At 34.4% G+C, this 16844-nt stretch carries 15 protein-coding genes; 14 read left to right on the forward strand and 1 reads right to left on the reverse strand.

Going from position 1 to position 16844, the window contains the following annotated elements; genetic code table 11:
- The first annotated feature begins 5 nt into the window (after window positions 1-5).
- From opp1B to pflA, 7 genes are all read left to right on the forward strand, one after another.
- Window positions 6-941, forward strand: a complete 936-nt coding sequence (gene opp1B, locus FNL83_RS00855; RefSeq protein ID WP_001830582.1) for a nickel/cobalt ABC transporter permease — start codon at window positions 6-8, stop codon at window positions 939-941.
- Window positions 938-1816 carry a staphylopine uptake ABC transporter permease subunit CntC gene (gene cntC / locus FNL83_RS00860; protein WP_002437750.1) on the forward strand — a complete coding sequence of 293 codons (879 nt, stop codon included), beginning with the start codon at window positions 938-940 and terminating at the stop codon, window positions 1814-1816. Before opp1B ends, cntC begins: the two co-directional genes overlap by 4 nt.
- On the forward strand, window positions 1803-2618 hold the full coding sequence (cntD, locus tag FNL83_RS00865; RefSeq protein WP_001830532.1) for a staphylopine uptake ABC transporter ATP-binding protein CntD: 816 nt from the start codon (window positions 1803-1805) through the stop codon (window positions 2616-2618). Before cntC ends, cntD begins: the two co-directional genes overlap by 14 nt.
- On the forward strand, window positions 2611-3360 hold the full coding sequence (locus FNL83_RS00870) for an ABC transporter ATP-binding protein (RefSeq protein WP_001830579.1): 750 nt from the start codon (window positions 2611-2613) through the stop codon (window positions 3358-3360). Before cntD ends, FNL83_RS00870 begins: the two co-directional genes overlap by 8 nt.
- An 11-nt stretch (window positions 3361-3371) precedes the next feature.
- The gene (cntE, locus tag FNL83_RS00875; protein ID WP_001830562.1) at window positions 3372-4562 is read left to right on the forward strand and encodes a staphylopine family metallophore export MFS transporter CntE; all 1191 of its coding nucleotides are present in this window, start codon (window positions 3372-3374) and stop codon (window positions 4560-4562) included.
- 740 nt (window positions 4563-5302) lie between these two features.
- Window positions 5303-7549, forward strand: a complete 2247-nt coding sequence (gene pflB / locus FNL83_RS00880) for a formate C-acetyltransferase (protein WP_001830559.1) — start codon at window positions 5303-5305, stop codon at window positions 7547-7549.
- A 21-nt stretch (window positions 7550-7570) separates the two neighbouring features.
- Window positions 7571-8326, forward strand: coding sequence for a pyruvate formate-lyase-activating protein (gene pflA, locus FNL83_RS00885; protein WP_001830511.1), 756 nt, complete (start codon window positions 7571-7573; stop codon window positions 8324-8326).
- A gap of 138 nt (window positions 8327-8464) precedes the next feature.
- Here the strand turns inward: pflA and FNL83_RS00890 are convergent, their stop codons facing one another.
- On the reverse strand, window positions 8465-9682 hold the full coding sequence (locus FNL83_RS00890; RefSeq protein WP_001830510.1) for an ArgE/DapE family deacylase: 1218 nt from the start codon (window positions 9680-9682) through the stop codon (window positions 8465-8467).
- A 350-nt stretch (window positions 9683-10032) separates the two neighbouring features.
- Between FNL83_RS00890 and brnQ the strand changes: the two genes are divergently transcribed.
- From brnQ to FNL83_RS00925, 7 genes are all read left to right on the forward strand, one after another.
- On the forward strand, window positions 10033-11394 hold the full coding sequence (gene brnQ, locus FNL83_RS00895) for a branched-chain amino acid transport system II carrier protein (protein ID WP_002437758.1): 1362 nt from the start codon (window positions 10033-10035) through the stop codon (window positions 11392-11394).
- A 465-nt stretch (window positions 11395-11859) separates the two neighbouring features.
- Complete coding sequence (locus tag FNL83_RS00900; protein WP_142191173.1) at window positions 11860-12399, forward strand: TetR/AcrR family transcriptional regulator; 540 nt, start codon at window positions 11860-11862, stop codon at window positions 12397-12399.
- A 138-nt stretch (window positions 12400-12537) separates the two neighbouring features.
- Window positions 12538-13431 carry a beta-keto acid cleavage family enzyme gene (locus FNL83_RS00905; RefSeq protein ID WP_002494032.1) on the forward strand — a complete coding sequence of 298 codons (894 nt, stop codon included), beginning with the start codon at window positions 12538-12540 and terminating at the stop codon, window positions 13429-13431.
- Window positions 13431-14396, forward strand: coding sequence for a 3-hydroxyacyl-CoA dehydrogenase NAD-binding domain-containing protein (locus tag FNL83_RS00910; protein WP_001830516.1), 966 nt, complete (start codon window positions 13431-13433; stop codon window positions 14394-14396). The genes FNL83_RS00905 and FNL83_RS00910 overlap by 1 nt, the downstream gene beginning before the upstream one ends.
- On the forward strand, window positions 14393-14881 hold the full coding sequence (locus FNL83_RS00915; RefSeq protein ID WP_002437763.1) for a thioesterase family protein: 489 nt from the start codon (window positions 14393-14395) through the stop codon (window positions 14879-14881). Before FNL83_RS00910 ends, FNL83_RS00915 begins: the two co-directional genes overlap by 4 nt.
- Before the next feature lie 134 nt (window positions 14882-15015).
- Window positions 15016-16203 (forward strand): betaine/proline/choline family ABC transporter ATP-binding protein, encoded by a 1188-nt coding sequence (locus FNL83_RS00920; protein ID WP_001830513.1) that lies wholly within the window; start codon window positions 15016-15018, stop codon window positions 16201-16203.
- The gene (locus tag FNL83_RS00925; protein WP_002456313.1) at window positions 16200-16835 is read left to right on the forward strand and encodes an ABC transporter permease; all 636 of its coding nucleotides are present in this window, start codon (window positions 16200-16202) and stop codon (window positions 16833-16835) included. The genes FNL83_RS00920 and FNL83_RS00925 overlap by 4 nt, the downstream gene beginning before the upstream one ends.
- The last annotated feature ends 9 nt before the right edge of the window (window positions 16836-16844 follow it).

A 16844-nucleotide genomic window follows, 5' to 3' on the forward strand; every position in this document is an offset into this window, starting at 1 on the left:
TCGTCATGGTTAAATTTATTATGAAACGTCTTACTCTCATGATTCCATTATTGATTGTAGTGACTTTTATGACTTTCATGATGACCTATCTCACGAACGAAGATCCAGCCGTAACAATTTTACATGCCCAAGGAACGCCTAATATAACGCAAGATTTAATAGCTGAAACTAAAGAAAAATATGGATTAAATCAACCGATATTCACGCAATATAAAAATTGGCTTGTTGATGCCTTGCAGTTTAAATTTGGAACGAGTTATATCACAGGGGATCCAGTATCTGAGCGTATGGGGCCAGCGTTTATGAATACATTAAAACTCACTTTGATTTCCAGTGTTGTGGTAATGATAACGTCTGTTGTACTAGGCATAGTGAGTGCTTTGACTAGTGGTAGATTTACAGATCGTGCTATACGTTCAATAGCTTTTCTACTAACAGCTCTGCCCTCATATTGGGTAGCTTCAATATTAATTATTTATGTATCTGTAAAACTCAATTTATTACCAACCTCAGGACTCACTGGTCCAGAAAGTTATATTCTTCCAGTCTTTGTTATTACGATTACCTATACAGGAATTTATTTTAGAAATGTCCGACGATCTATGCTTGAACAATTAAATGAAGATTATGTTTTGTATTTAAAAGCTAGTGGTGTACCTCGTCTGACAATGTTGCTGCATGTATTACGTAATGCATTACAGGTAGCCATATCTATTTTTTGTATGTCGATACCAATGATTATGGGAGGTCTAGTCGTTATTGAAAATGTATTTGCGTGGCCGGGTTTAGGACCATTAAGTATTAAAGCGATTACTGAACATGATTTTCCAGTAATTCAAGCATACGTGCTCATTGTCGCGGTGTTGTTTATTCTTTTTAATACACTTGCAGACATCATTAATGCAATATTAAATCCGCGTTTAAGGGAGGCAATGAAATGATTGTGTTACGTCGTCTATTTCAAGATAGAGGTGCCATATTTGCTATAGCTATTATTACAATCTACGTAGTGCTTGGAGTTTTAGCTCCTTTAATTACATTCTATGAACCGAATCACATTGATACAGCAAATAAATTTGCTGGTATAAGTTGGTCTCACTGGTTGGGAACAGACCATTTAGGTCGAGATGTATTAACACGGATAATATACGCCATAAGACCTAGTTTGTTATATGTATTTGTCGCATTGATTATTTCCGTTGTGATAGGAGCGATACTTGGGTTTATTTCAGGTTATTTCCCAGGTTATATCGATGCAATAATTATGCGTATATGCGATGTGATGTTAGCTTTTCCAAGCTATGTGGTCACATTGGCATTGATTACGTTGTTTGGCATGGGTGTAGAAAATATTATTATTGCATTTATATTGACTCGATGGGCGTGGTTTTGTCGCGTGATTCGAACCAGTGTAATGCAATATATTGAAGCTGATCATGTAAAATTTGCCAAAGTAATTGGTATGAATGATTTAACAATCATTCGCAAACATATTTTGCCACTAACCTTTACTGACATAGCGATTATTGCTAGTAGTTCGATGTGTTCAATGATATTACAAATGTCAGGATTCTCATTCCTTGGATTAGGTGTTAAGGCACCTACAGCCGAATGGGGGATGATGCTTAATGAAGCACGAAAAGTAATGTTCACACATCCTGGAATGATGATGACAACAGGTGTGGCTATCGTCATAATTGTGATGGCGTTTAACTTTTTATCAGATGCTTTACAAATGGCGATTGATCCTCGTATGTCCGCTAAAGAAAAACGACTGGCTCTGAAGAAAGGTGTGAAAGCACGTGACACTGCTTAAAGTAGCACATTTAGGAATTAAGGACACATGGTCAGATGAGACGCTCGTTGATAACGTGAATTTCACAGTTCAATGTGGAGAAACATTAGGTATTATTGGAGAAAGTGGAAGCGGAAAATCGATTACTTGTAAGGCATTAATAGGTTTAAACGCTCAACGTTTATCTGTAAGCGGAGATATCTTTTTTGAACATCAAAATTTAAATACAATAACTGAAAAGCAACTACGCAAAATTCGTGGTAAAGATATTGCGATGATTATGCAACAAGGAACACGGGCATTTGATCCTTCAACTAAAGTGGGAAAGCAAATGATTGAAACTTTGCGTGCACATACGACATTATCAAAGCAACAAATAAAACAAGAACTTATTCATTATATGACGTATATGAAGTTGAAAGATCCTCAGTCATTATTAAAAGCATATCCCTACATGTTGTCAGGTGGGATGCTTCAACGTATGATGATTGCACTAGCATTAGCATTGAAACCTAAATTGATCATTGCTGATGAGCCGACCACAGCATTAGATACCATCACACAATATGAAGTTATCAATGCTTTTAAAGATATAAAACATCATTTTGATTGCGCCATGATTTTTATATCTCATGACCTCACAGTGATTAATAAAATTGCAGACCGTGTTGTAGTTATGAGAGAAGGTCGTGTGATAGAAGAAGGTCGAACAAATATGGTATTACAACAACCTCGTCATCACTATACAGCTTATTTATTATCAACTAAAAAGACAATTTATGATTATTTTCAGTTTGTGCTGAGGGGTGATTTCAATGCTTAAGGTTCAAAATGTTATTAAATTTTATGGAAAAAAATCAATGTTTCGTGATAAACGTATTCCTGTAGTTAAAGGCGTGTCATTTGATTGTCCCACTGGTGCATCAGTAGCAATTATTGGTGAAAGTGGAAGTGGAAAGTCTACGTTGAGTCGTATGATTTTAGGACTAGAAAAACCAGATCAAGGACAAGTGACTTTGGACGGTCAGCCTGTTCATTTAAAAAAAGTGAGACGTCATCGAATTGCTGCGGTTTTTCAAGACTATACTTCTTCTTTGCATCCTTTTCATACTGTCAAAGATATTTTGTTTGAAGTAATGAATCAATGTCGATGTACATCGAAGGAGAATATGGAAGAGTATGTAACAGTGTTACTACGTGAAGTAGGGTTAAAATCTGATTGTTTGTATTGTTATCCACATATGCTTTCAGGTGGAGAAGCACAGCGTGTAGCTATTGCACGTGCGATATGTATGCAACCAGATTATATATTATTTGATGAGGCGATTAGTTCATTAGATATGTCTATGCAAACACAAATATTAGATTTATTGAAAAGGTTACGTCACTCACACCAGCTGAGTTATATCTTTATTACTCATGATATACAAGCTGCGACATATATATGTGATGACTTGCTTATTTTTAAAAATGGTTGTATCGAAGCTAGGACATCTATAAGTGAATTGCATAGGCAACAAAATGGTTATACAAGAGAACTGATTGATAAACAACTATCAATCTAAGGAGTGACAATATGAAAGGTGCCATGTCTTGGCCTTTTTTAAGATTATATATTTTAACATTGATGTTTTTTAGTGCGAATGCCATACTCAATGTTTTCATACCTCTAAGAGGACATGACTTGGGGGCGACGAATACTGTAATTGGAATTGTAATGGGAGCTTATATGCTAACGGCAATGCTATTTCGCCCCTGGGCTGGTCAAATTATTGCACGTATTGGTCCGATTAAAGTATTGCGTATTATATTATTGATTAATGCTATGGCACTGGTATTATATGGGTTTACAGGACTTGAAGGTTATTTGATTGCACGTATCATGCAAGGTGTGTGTACGGCATTCTTCTCAATGTCTTTACAATTGGGTATTATAGATGCTTTACCTGAGAAATATCGTTCAGAAGGTGTATCTCTCTATTCATTATTTTCAACGATTCCCAATTTATTAGGACCATTAATTGCAGTTGGGATTTGGCACGTGGAAAATATGTCCATATTTGCTATTGTTATGATTTTTATTGCAGTAACAACAACCTTATTTGGTTATAGAACTACTTTTGCAAATACACAAAAAGAGGTATCACCAAAAGACGAAGTCTTGCCTTTTAATGCAATGACTGTATATGTCCAATTTTTTAAAAATAAAGCACTCTTCTGCAGTGGTATGATTATGATCTTGTCATCTATCGTGTTTGGTGCGATGAGTACTTTTATACCATTATATACGGTTAGGGAAGGTTTCGCGAATGCAGGTATTTTCCTCACAATTCAAGCCATTACAGTAGTGATAGCTAGATTTTATTTACGTAAGTATGTACCATCTGATGGTTTATGGCATCACCGTTTTATGATGATTGTCTTAACGTTACTGATGGTTGCTTCAGTCATTGTAGCTTTTGGACCACATATAGTGAGTATATTTGTATATATAAGTGCAATCTTTATCGGAATAACACAAGCGCTCGTTTATCCTACATTGACAACGTATTTAAGTTTTGTCTTACCAAAGATAGGACGTAATATGTTATTAGGATTGTTTATAGCATGTGCAGATTTAGGGATTTCACTAGGAGGTGTGCTAATGGGGCCAATATCAGATACGGTAGGATTTAAATGGATGTATATTTTATGCGCTTTATTGGTTACTATTGCAATGACACTAAGTAAAATTAGACAAAGACAAAGTGTTTCAAAAGCCTCATAGCAAAACTACATAAAAATAATGATAAATTTTAAGGGAGCCTCCAGTTTGTCTGAGGTTACACTCCCGCACATGTAAAAAATCGATTTATTTACTTTGTTAAAACGAAAGAAATGAAATTGTATCAAACTTTTATTGCAATTGAATATTCACGCTTTTTGATTACAATAGAAGAAACTTTTACATTCATATCTTTTTAATTCTAGTTTTATGGCTTTTTAAAAAGAAAGAAGTTAATAATAAAGAGGTAAATTAAGAGCGTGGAAAATGAGATAGAGTAGAATTTATTTTGAATATAATCCCCATATGGCTTATGAGCTCTAAGTTGAAATGTCTATAAAATTTATGTGTTAGGACTCCCAAACGCACATTTATAATATCTATGATATGGATATGTTTCTCAATTTAGCCTTATTAGTAACAGAGATAAAAAGACTAAGCCAGTTTCTAATTTAATGATAGATAAACTATGCCTGAGACAATTGTTGTCTCAGGTTTTGTTTTACTTGTCATTATTATATAGTGAATTTTTCATACTATCAGGTTTAATAATAGAAGAAATTTTTCAGAAAACTGTTATGTAACAGGATAATTTATTCACAAACTGTTATAACTTCTGTCACAGGTTCGTAATTTATACAAACTTTAGTAGAAAATATGCCATAAATTATGTGAAATTAATCACATGTTTCGTGGTATACTACCGTTGAAAACGTTAACAATACGAAATGGAGGCGGAGAGTATGTTAGAAACAAATAATCATACTAATGCTTGGCAAGGATTTAAAACAGGTCGTTGGAATAAAAATATAGACGTGAGAGAATTCATACAATTGAACTATTCATTATATGAAGGTGACGATGAATTTTTAGAAGGTCCTACAAAAGCAACTGAAACTTTATGGGATCAAGTAATGCAATTATCAAAAGAAGAACGTGAGCGCGGTGGCATGTGGGATATGGATACTAAAGTGGCATCGACAATCACTTCTCATGACGCTGGTTACTTAGACAAAGATTTAGAAAAAGTTGTTGGTGTTCAAACTGAAAAACCATTCAAACGTTCTATGCAACCATTCGGTGGTATTCGTATGGCAAAAGCAGCATGTGAAGCGTATGGTTACGAATTAGACCCAGAAACAGAAAAAATCTTCACTGAATATCGTAAAACACATAACCAAGGTGTATTCGATGCATATTCAAGAGAAATGTTAAATTGTCGTAAAGCTGGTATTATTACTGGTTTACCAGATGCTTACGGACGTGGACGTATTATCGGAGACTATCGTCGTGTTGCTTTATACGGTGTAGACTTCTTAATGGAACAAAAACTTAAAGACTTTAACACAATGTCCACTGAAATGTCTGAAGATGTGATTCGTTTACGTGAAGAATTATCAGAACAATATCGCTCACTTCAAGATTTAAAAGAATTAGGACAAAAATATGGATTTGATATTAGCCGTCCTGCTACTAACTTCAAAGAAGCTGTGCAATGGTTATACTTAGCATATTTAGCTGCTATTAAAGAACAAAATGGTGCAGCAATGAGTTTAGGACGTACTTCAACATTCTTAGATATTTATGCTGAACGTGATTTACAAAATGGTGACATCACTGAACAAGAAGTTCAAGAAATCATTGACCACTTCATTATGAAATTACGTATCGTTAAATTCGCACGTACGCCTGAATATAATGAATTATTCTCTGGAGATCCAACTTGGGTAACTGAATCTATCGGTGGTGTAGGTATTGACGGCCGTCCGATGGTAACTAAAAACTCATTCCGTTTCTTACACTCATTAGATAATTTAGGTCCAGCACCAGAACCAAACTTAACAGTATTATGGTCTACACGCTTACCTGAAAACTTCAAAATCTATTGTGCTAAAATGAGTATTAAAACGAGCTCAATCCAATATGAAAATGATGACTTAATGCGTGAAAGCTATGGCGATGATTATGGTATCGCTTGCTGTGTATCTGCCATGAAGATTGGTAAACAAATGCAATTCTTCGGTGCACGTGCTAACTTAGCTAAAGCATTACTTTACGCTATCAATGGTGGTAAAGATGAAAAATCTGGCAAACAAGTTGGACCAAGTTATGAAGGTATTAAATCAGACGTACTAGATTATGATGAAGTTTTCGAAAGATATGAAAAAATGATGGACTGGTTAGCTGGCGTATACATCAACTCATTAAATATCATTCACTATATGCATGATAAATACAGCTATGAACGTCTTGAAATGGCTTTACATGATACAGAAATTATTCGCACAATGGCAACTGGTATCGCTGGATTGTCTGTGGCAGCTGACTCTTTATCAGCGATTAAATATGCACAAGTTAAACCTATCCGTAACGAAGAAGGTCTTGTAACTGACTTTGAAATCGAAGGCGACTTCCCTAAATATGGTAATAATGACAGTCGTGTTGATGAAATTGCAGTAGATTTAGTTGAACGTTTCATGACTAAATTACGTAGCCATAAAACATACCGTAATTCTGAACACACAATGAGTGTATTAACAATTACTTCAAACGTTGTTTATGGTAAGAAAACTGGTAACACACCAGATGGACGTAAAGCTGGCGAACCATTTGCGCCTGGTGCAAACCCAATGCATGGTCGTGACCAAAAAGGTGCATTATCTTCACTAAGTTCTGTAGCTAAAATACCTTATGATTGCTGTAAAGATGGTATCTCAAATACATTTAGTATCGTACCGAAATCACTAGGTAAAGAAGAAGCAGATCAAAATAAAAACTTAACTAGTATGTTAGATGGTTATGCAATGCAACATGGTCATCACCTCAATATTAACGTGTTTAATAGAGAAACATTAATTGATGCAATGGAACACCCAGAAGAGTATCCACAATTAACGATTCGTGTATCTGGATACGCTGTAAACTTCATTAAATTAACACGTGAACAACAATTAGATGTTATTTCACGTACATTCCACGAATCTATGTAATAAATTTAAGGTGGGAGCAAAATGCTTAAAGGACACTTACACTCCGTTGAAAGTATGGGCACTGTCGACGGGCCAGGACTTAGATATATATTATTTACTCAAGGTTGTTTGTTAAGATGTTTATATTGTCATAATCCAGACACTTGGAAGATTAACGAACCATCAAGAGAAGTGACGGTTGATGAAATGGTAAATGAAATCTTGCCGTACCAACCTTACTTTGAAGCTTCAGGCGGTGGGGTAACAGTCAGTGGTGGCGAACCATTACTACAAATGCCTTTCTTGGAGCAATTATTCAAAGAATTAAAAGCAAATGGTGTTCACACATGCATTGATACTTCTGCGGGCTGTGTAAATGATACACCAGCATTTAATCGTCATTTTGATGAGTTGCAAAAGCATACAGATTTAATCTTATTAGATATTAAACATATTGATAATGATAAGCACATCAAATTAACAGGCAAACCTAACACACATATTTTAAAGTTTGCACGTAAATTATCTGATATGAAACAACCTGTTTGGATTAGACATGTTTTAGTACCTGGTATTTCGGATGATAAAGAAGATTTGATAAAACTAGGAGAATTTATTAATTCTTTAGATAACGTTGAAAAGTTTGAAATCTTACCATATCATCAACTCGGTGTGCATAAGTGGAAAAATTTAGGCATTCCTTATCAACTCGAAAATGTTGAACCGCCTGACGATGAAGCGGTTAAAGAAGCTTATCGCTATGTTAATTTTAATGGCAAAATACCTGTAACATTATAGAAAGATAAATATAGTAATAGCCTGAGACATCAATCGTTGTCTCAGGCTTCTTTACGTTTAATCAGTCGATAAACTGAGTTTAAAATATATCTCAATTAACTTTATTTAATAAAAATATGATTCATAAGTTTAAATAGTTTATTTTTCTAGATATGCTTTAAATACATCTTTATAAACATCAATATAACTTAAATACATATCTTTTCTAATAAATTCATCAACTCGATGCGCCATAATAGATTCACCAGGTCCAAAGACAGCAAAATCTACGTTATTTTCATTTGTTCCTAGGAAACTAGATGCATCAGTTGTACCAATCAATGCACTCACAACAATGTCTTCATGTACATAATTCGGTGCAATACGTGTAATATTTTGAATAAGAGGATTATCACGATCACTTGCCACTGGATCATGACTGCTAGGTATATCTACAGTTAAATAATCTTCACCCACATGACGAATGACTTTTTCAAATAAATCCTTCACGAAAGTACTGTCATACTCTGGAACAGTTCTTACATTATATTTAGCTGTCGCTTTATGAGGAACAGAATTAACTTGTTTACCACCATTGAAAACAGAGTTTAACATTACAAATCCAGAGTAGATATGTGATTCTTCTTCACCAATTTTTCTATGGAGATGTTTCTCAATCATTGGAACAGCGTCTAGCTCATGTACTTTATCATGCTCTTTAATATTTTTATATTCTTGTTTCATTTCATTTACAAAATCAACTAAAATATCAACAGCATTTGTACCTAGGTGTGGCATAGAACTATGTGCAGCCTTACCTTTCGCTGTGACTACACAGCTCATAGAACCTTTATGAGCATAGTAAGCGATATTACTAGTTGGTTCGCCAATAATTAAACCACTCACATCATCTAAGTAACCTTCATCAGCAAGTAATTGTGCACCATATTGTTCCGTTTCTTCTCCTGTAGTAGCTAATAAACGTATCGTACCTTGCTTTAATGCGTTTGATTGTTTCAATTCAATCATCGCGATGACCATCGCCATAAGACCACCTTTCATGTCAGTGGTACCTCTGCCGAATAACTTGCCATCCTTATCTGTGAGTTCAAATGGAGGAAAAGTCCAATCATCATGGTCACCAGCATCTACAACATCCATGTGTCCACTGATTGCTAAGACTGGAGCGCCACTACCAATTTCAGCAACTAAATTAGCGCGTGAATCATTAACTTTAACAATCTTAGAATCAATATCATATTGACTTAACAGGTCTTTTAAGTACTCACATACTTCAATTTCATGATCATTCTCAGTTTGAATCTTGACGATATCAGCTAATAATCTTATTTTGTCTTGCTCACTCAATACAGTCATTTCACAGTCCTCCTCATTTTTAGTAATGATTTTCACTTTTTAATAAAAAATAAAAATCCTTGTACACTTAATATTATCAAAAACTTTTATTTATTAAAAATTATATGCCAAAATAAATGGATTTTTAATAAAAAATAAATATTGACTTAACATTTCTTATAAAAAACAACAATGTATAGCAATATTAAAAATTTTTCATTATTTATAGTTTGAATCGTGTTATAAAATAAAAAGCGATGAGATTAAGATGTAATAATACAATATATATATAAATATAACTTCGTGCCACGAAGACGGTTAAAATCATGTATAATAGCTAATAATACATATTATTAGGAGATACATAATTAATGATGAAAAATAAACTAACATTAAAAGAGAATCTATTTATCGGCTCAATGCTGTTTGGTCTATTTTTTGGTGCTGGAAATCTCATTTTTCCAATTCACTTAGGTCAAACTGCGGGGTCAAATGTATGGACCGCCAATTTAGGATTTCTTATCACGGCTATCGGACTACCTTTCTTAGGAATTATAGCGATAGGTGTATCTAAAACAAACGGGGTCTTTGAAATTTCCTCAAGGATAAGTAAAATATATGGTTATTTGTTCACAATTGGCTTATATCTTGTTATAGGTCCGTTTTTTGCGTTGCCAAGACTTGCGACGACGTCATTTGAAATAGCATTTTCACCATTTATTTCATCTGGTACGGCCCAAGCGTTGTTGCCTATTTTTAGTATTTTATTCTTCGGAGTAGCGTGGTTATTTTCGCGTAAACCTTCTAAAATATTAGACTATATTGGAAAATTCCTAAATCCGGTCTTTCTCATCTTGCTTGGAATTGTTGTTGTGCTTGCATTTATCCGTCCTATGGGTGGAATTAGTCATGCGCCAGTAAGTGCTGATTATAGCAATAGCGTGTTACTCAAAGGGTTTATCGATGGATATAATACATTAGACGCTTTGGCATCATTAGCATTTGGTATTATCATTGTTACTACAATTAAAAAGTTGGGGATTACTAATCCGAATACAATCGCTAAAGAAACTTTAAAATCAGGTACGATTAGTATTATAGCTATGGGTGTTATTTATACTTTATTAGCTTTAATGGGTACGATGAGTTTAGGTCGTTTTAAAGTAAGTGAAAATGGTGGTATTGCTCTTGCTCAGATTGCACAACATTATTTAGGGGATTATGGAATTATTATTTTGTCACTAATCATCATTGTGGCATGTCTGAAAACAGCAATAGGATTGATCACAGCCTTTTCGGAAACATTTACAGAGTTATTCCCTAAATCTAACTATCTTTGGTTAGCTACTGGGGTGAGTATATTAGCTTGTATATTTGCTAATGTAGGTTTAACAAAAATTATTATGTATTCAACACCAGTATTGATGTTCATTTATCCTTTAGCGATTACTTTAATTTTATTAGCATTACTTAGTCCACTATTTAAACATTCTAAGATTGTCTATCGATTTACAACATTATTTACAATGGTGGCGGCATTTGTAGATGGTGTGAAAGCAAGTCCAGAGTTCTTTGTTAATACAAAATTTGCACAAACAATCATTGGATTTGGAGAAAATTATCTCCCATTCTTTAACATTGGTATGGGATGGATTGTTCCAGCATTTTTTGGTTTCATTATTGGTATTATTGTATACTTTATGACTGCTAAAAAATCGTCCCACGTACAATAAGGTTGAGGTAATAAATGATATAACTGCGAATTTCTTAATTATTATATTTCAAGATTATTATAGTTTTTAAATACATCATTTTATTAATAAGTATATTAATTGTTAGTGAGATAATATTTAATAGTACTACTCCACAAAAAAGAGAGGGCGAATTCGCTCTCTCTTTTCTTGGATTTTTAAAAGTGAATAAAAAATTATTAAGCACGGAATAGAGCTACTTAATATTTTTTCATAGTTAACCGACGTTGACAGAGGAACATATATTATATGATAAGTTTACTTTTTATATGTTTGTGACATATAGTAATAAGTAAATCGTTATTAATAAATACAATTCATGTTAATAAAGTTGAATTTAAGAAAAGTTGTTTATAAAATAAATACACTCGATAAGTATGGGTGTTGAAAAAGTGTTAAATAATTACAATTATATATTATTTAGAATTCGATAAAGAAGGTGACGAAATGCCTAGAATTTCCAAAAGACAATTAATATTAGAATCGGCCGCAGCTATTATTAATGAAAAAGGTGCTGATTATCTCACGTTGGATGCTGTAGCTCAAAGGGCTGGAATAAGTAAAGGTGGTTTATTTTATCATTTTAAAAGTAAAGATGAACTTATCAAAGAGCTGGTTAACTATGCCAATAATTTGTACAGAGATAACGTGAACCAACATATCGGTAATGAAAAGAACAAAAAAGGGCAATGGCTCAACGCATTTATAGAAGCGACAAGAGAACATCGTACGGATAATGCGCCTATTACTTCTGGAATGTTAGCGGCGCAAGGGACTAATAGAAGTTTATTATCACCATTAAAGACCTCATATCAAGAATGGCAATATCAAATTACCCACGACGGGTTAGATGAGGTAGATGCAACCATTATTCGTTTAGCTGTCGATGGTTTATGGTTGTCGGAAATATTCGGAATTAGTGCTATAGATGAAGAAATGAGAGAGAAAGTTATTGAACGTTTAAAGATGCAAATAGAAAAAAATTAAATAAGCTATATCCATAGAGCAGGGTGATGTATCGTACATCGCTCTGTTCTTTTTTGTGTAAAGTCAGTTGAAACTAAACCGACTAGTTGGTATAGTAATCAATGTCATAAAAAAATAAAACTTTTAGAGGTGTTAATGATGCAAAAAGTTGTTTTAACAGCAGCTATTACTGGCGCTGGAGATACAATACAAAAAAATGAGAACGTACCAGTTACACCACAAGAACTTGCAGATTCAGCAATTAAATGTGCACGAGCAGGAGCAACTGTCGCACATATTCATGTAAGAGATCCTGAAACTGGAGGAGTAAGTCATGATCCAGAACTGTATGCTGAAACAGTTAGATTAATTAGAGAAGCTGATGAAGATATCGTCATTAATGTGACATCTGGTGGCGGTGGAGATTTCATTCCAAGTCTAGAACATCCAGAGACAGGTGGAGAAGGAACTTGGATTCAAACACCAGAAGAACGTTTTAAACCTATTGGTGACTTATTACCAGAAATGTGTACATTAGATTGTGGCAGTGTCAACATGGGAGATGCAATATACTTAAGCCCTGCATCGTGGTTACGTAAACAAGCACAAATGGTTAAAGATGCAGGAGTCAAACCTGAGCTTGAATGTTTTGATACAGGTCATGTGAGTTTTGCCAAACAAATGATAGAAGAAGGATTAATTGATGGAGACCCTATGTTCCAATTTTGTTTAGGTATTCCTTGGGGTGCAGAGAATGATCCTGAAACAATAGAATATCTTAAATCACGTATACCAGAAAATGCACATTGGTCAGCATTTGGCATTGGTAAGATGCAACTGCCAACTGTAAGAGAAGTTGCGCAACGTGGAGGAAATGTTCGTGTTGGATTGGAAGATAATATTTATTTAAGAAAAGGTGTAAAAGCAACGAATGAAGCATTGGTAGAAGAGGCAAAAAGAATTTTAGCAGAACTAGATATTGAGCCACTTACACCTGCTGAAGCAAGAGAAAAATTTAATCTTAGAAATCCTCATGGTAAAGGAGACAAATAATGAAATTCGCAGTTGTTGGAACAGGTGTAATTGGTAGTGGATGGATTACTAGAATGCTTGCGCATGGTCATGAAGTGATTGCTACTGATCCAAGTGAAGGTGCATATGAACGCATGTTGACACAAGTTAAACAAAATTGGCCTTACGCAGAGCAAATGGGCCTTGCTGAAAATGCATCAATTCAAAACCTAACATTTACACCACATTTAGAAGAAGCGGTCAAAGATGCGGATCATATTCAAGAAAATGTACCAGAAGTAGAAGAAATTAAAGATGCTGTATTAAAAGAGATTGATTTTTATGCGAAACCTGAAGCAACAATTGGTTCAAGTACATCAGGAATTATGCCTTCAGAATTACAAGCTAACTTATCACATCCTGAACGATTAGTTGTTGCCCATCCATTTCACCCGGTATATATTTTGCCATTAGTCGAAATTGTGCCAGGTAAGCAAACATCTGAAGAAACAACAGTTAAAGCCGAACAGATTTATGAAAGTATTGGTATGGATGTTTTACATGTGCGTCATGAAATAGAAGGACATATTGCAGATCGTCTTATGGAAGCATTATGGCGTGAATCATTGCACATAGTTAATGATGGTATTGCAACAACAGAGGAAGTTGATAAGGCGTTTACCCATGCAGCAGGTTTACGTTATGCACAATATGGTCCATTTATGACGTTCCACTTGGCAGGTGGTGAAGGTGGTATGCGTCATATGTTAAAACAATTTGGGCCAGCTTTAAAAAAACCTTGGACAAAACTCATCGCGCCTGAACTGACAGATGACCTATATCATAAAGTAGTAAGTGGTAGTGAAGCATCTTCTCAAGGATATACAATGTCTGAACTTGATCAAAAAAGAAACGAATTTCTAATTAAAGTGAAAGAATTAGCAGAACAATATTGGCCAAGTGATAGTAAAGCGATGAAAAAGTCTAACGGAGCGGAATTACAATGATGAATCAACAGTATGTGTTTCACACAAAAGTGCATCGTGATTGGGTAGATCATAACGGGCACCTAAATGATGCAATGTATAACCGAATTTTCAGTGATACAACAGATGATTGGTTAGGTCATTTAGGCTTAACTATTAATGCCATTCAATCTTATCAATATACCGTATTCACCTTAGAAAATCATGTCATGTTTCTTAATGAAATGAAAGAAAATGAAGATGTCATTGTTAAAGTACATCTTCACAATTATGATAGCAAACGATTACATGTACTAATGGAAATGTTTAATGCAGATGATGATTTATGTGCAACATATGAAGTGATGCTGATGGGCATTGATACGACTTCAGGAAGACCTTCAGCCTTTCCGAACGACATTTTGAATAACATTGAACACTATTATAATATTGAGAATGTGGAGATGACATCTCAATATATAGGTCATCGTATTGGCATCAAGAAAAAGCCAAAAAGCAAAGAGTAATACAACTTAGAATTTAGATGAATATGATTTAAGGACTCTTTTGTGCCTTGTTCTTACTTAGTTTACTTTGTATAACATCACAATGAGTCCTTATTTTTTAACAAATTGAATTACCTATAGAAAGGAATGGACATATGTTAAGTATTAAAAACTTATCAAAGGTCTATGCAGGTGGTAAAAAAGCTGTAGATAATATGACCATAGACATTGAATCAGGAGACTTTATTGCATTTATTGGGACAAGTGGTAGCGGTAAAACAACTGCCCTTAGAATGATTAATCGTATGATTGAATCTACAGAGGGAGAAATTACCATTGACGGTAAAAATATCAAAGAGCTTAATCCGGTTGAGCTTCGTCGCAGTATCGGTTATGTCATACAACAAATCGGCTTAATGCCACATATGACAGTGAAAGAGAATATTGTTCTCGTACCAAAGTTATTAAAATGGTCACAAGAGAAAAAGGATGAGAAAGCGAAAGAACTTATACGCTTAGTAGATTTACCAGAAGAATATTTAGATCGATATCCTTCAGAATTATCAGGTGGTCAACAACAACGTATTGGTGTTGTAAGAGCACTTGCAGCTGAACAAGATATTATTTTAATGGATGAACCGTTTGGTGCACTCGATCCAATCACAAGAGATACGTTGCAAGACTTAGTCAAAAAATTACAACAACAATTAGGAAAGACATTCATTTTTGTTACACATGATATGGATGAAGCAATCAAACTTGCAGATAAAATATGTATTATGACAAATGGACAGGTGGTTCAATATGACACGCCAGATAATATTTTACGTAGTCCAGCGAATGATTTCGTTAAAGACTTTATTGGTCAGAATCGCTTAATTCAAGATAGACCTAATATCCGTACAGTTAAAGATGCGATGATTAAACCCGTGACAGTACATGTTGACCGTTCTCTTAATGATGCGGTGAATATTATGAGAGAGAAAAGAGTCGATACGATATTTGTTGTCGGCAATGATGAGCATTTATTGGGTTATTTAGATATTGAAGATATTAACGAAGGATTAAGACATCATAAAGAACTTATAGATACAATGCAACGAGATATTTATAGAGTACGTATTGATAGTAAGTTACAAGATTCTGTTCGTACAATTCTTAAACGTAATGTACGTAATGTACCCGTTGTTGACAGTGATAATAAAACATTATTAGGCCTTGTCACTCGAGCTAACCTTGTAGACATTGTTTATGACAGTATTTGGGGAGAGTTAGAATCGGATAACAATGATAATCATTCTGGGATTGTTGAACCCGAATCCACAGGAGTTGAGACACCATGATAAAGTTTATTTCGGAACATAGTGGTATGTTATTTGCAAAGACATTCGAACATTTGTACATATCGATAGTGGCATTGGTTATTGCAATTATCGTAGCGGTTCCTTTAGGCATTTTATTATCTAAAAAAGAAAAGCTTTCGAAAGTGTCATTGACGATAGCTGGCGTTTTACAAACGATACCTACATTAGCGGTATTAGCTTTAATGATTCCATTATTTGGCGTAGGAAAAACACCTGCAATTATAGCGTTATTTTTATATGTATTATTACCAATTTTAAATAATACGATTATAGGCATTCAAAATATAGATTCCAACCTTAGAGAAGCAGGACGTAGTATGGGAATGACTAACTTTCAATTGATGAAAGATGTTGAATTGCCACTCGCATTACCATTAATACTTAGTGGAATTAGACTGTCTTCGGTCTATGTCATTAGTTGGGCAACATTGGCAAGTTATGTTGGTGCTGGTGGTTTAGGTGATTTTATCTTTAACGGATTAGCGCTATTTGAACCGAGTATGATTATTACTGCAACTATTCTTGTCACTGCTATTGCACTTATTGTAGATTATGTTTTATCACTGATTGAAAAATGGGTTGTACCTAAAGGATTAAAAGTTTCCAGATAATCATTGAAG

It is taken from the genome of Staphylococcus epidermidis (assembly GCF_006742205.1).
Lineage (GTDB): Bacteria > Bacillota > Bacilli > Staphylococcales > Staphylococcaceae > Staphylococcus > Staphylococcus epidermidis.